This is a genomic window from Mesorhizobium sp. M4A.F.Ca.ET.022.05.2.1, from assembly GCF_003998845.1.
Classification (GTDB): domain Bacteria; phylum Pseudomonadota; class Alphaproteobacteria; order Rhizobiales; family Rhizobiaceae; genus Mesorhizobium.
In genome coordinates, this window is record NZ_RZOJ01000749.1 from 1 (window position 1) to 1,097 (window position 1,097).

The window sequence follows — 1,097 nt, forward strand, 5'->3', positions numbered from 1 at the left end:
GTGCTGGTCGAGCCCGATCTCACCGTGCCGGGCAGCCCGGAAATCTTCGTCATCGGCGACACCGCGCATGTGTTGCGCCCGGACGGGAAACCGGTGCCGGGCGTGGCACCGTCCGCCAAGCAGGAGGGGCGTCACGTCGCCGCGACGATCAAGGCGCGGCTCGCCGGCGATACGACTTCGCGTCCCTTCCGCTATCAACATGCCGGCGACCTGGCGACCATCGGCAAGCGCGCGGCCGCGATCGACTTCGGCTGGATCAAGCTCACCGGTTGGCTTGCCTGGTGGCTCTGGGGCGTGGCGCACATCTATTTCCTGATCGGTTTCCGCAACCGGCTCGCGGTCTCGCTTAGCTGGCTATGGATCTACTTCACCGGCCAGCGCAGCGCGCGGCTGATCACCCAGGGCGACGACGACAAGGGCTGACGTCGCGCCGGCATCCGGTTCACCGACACGTCACCTTGTCGTGATCGACAGGCCTTTCAATGGACATGGACTTAGACCTCCTTCACCGGCAAGCTCCGCGCTCGCTGGCAGGGGTGTCGCGTTGTCGAAGAGGAGAAAACAATGTCACGACTGCCCGTCTCCCGTCGCGAATTCCTGGCCGGCGCCGCCGCCACCGGGGCGCTGATCATGCTGCATCCCTTCTCCGCCCGGGCCGCGGCCAATCAGGCGCATCTGAGGATCATGGAGACGACCGACATCCACGTGAACGTGCTGCCCTATGACTACTACGCCGACAAGGCGAACGACACGATGGGCCTGTCACGCACCGCCTCGCTGATCGACGCGGTTCGCAAGGAAGCCACCAATGCGATGCTGATCGACAATGGCGACCTTCTGCAGGGCAACCCGATGGGCGACTACGTCGCCTACGAGAAGGGCCTGAAGGATGGCGACCTGCATCCGATCATGAAGGGCATGAACCTGCTCGGCTACGAATGCTCGACGCTCGGCAATCACGAATTCAACTACGGCCTGTCGTTCCTGGACAAGGTGCTGGCCGGCGCCAATTTTCCCTTCGTCTGCGCCAACCTGATCCGCGGCACGACGCTTGCCGCCAACCCGCGCGACGACAGGCTCTACCTCAAGCCCTATGT

The 1,097-nt window shown here is 64.3% G+C and carries 1 protein-coding gene and 1 pseudogene; both read left to right on the forward strand.

The window, feature by feature from the left end:
- Positions 1-423, forward strand: a pseudogene (locus tag EN745_RS35105) (NAD(P)/FAD-dependent oxidoreductase); the annotation flags it as partial.
- Between the two features lie 141 nt (positions 424-564).
- On the forward strand, positions 565-1,097 hold a 533-nt coding region (locus EN745_RS35110), incomplete at its 3' end, for a metallophosphoesterase (protein ID WP_127423335.1).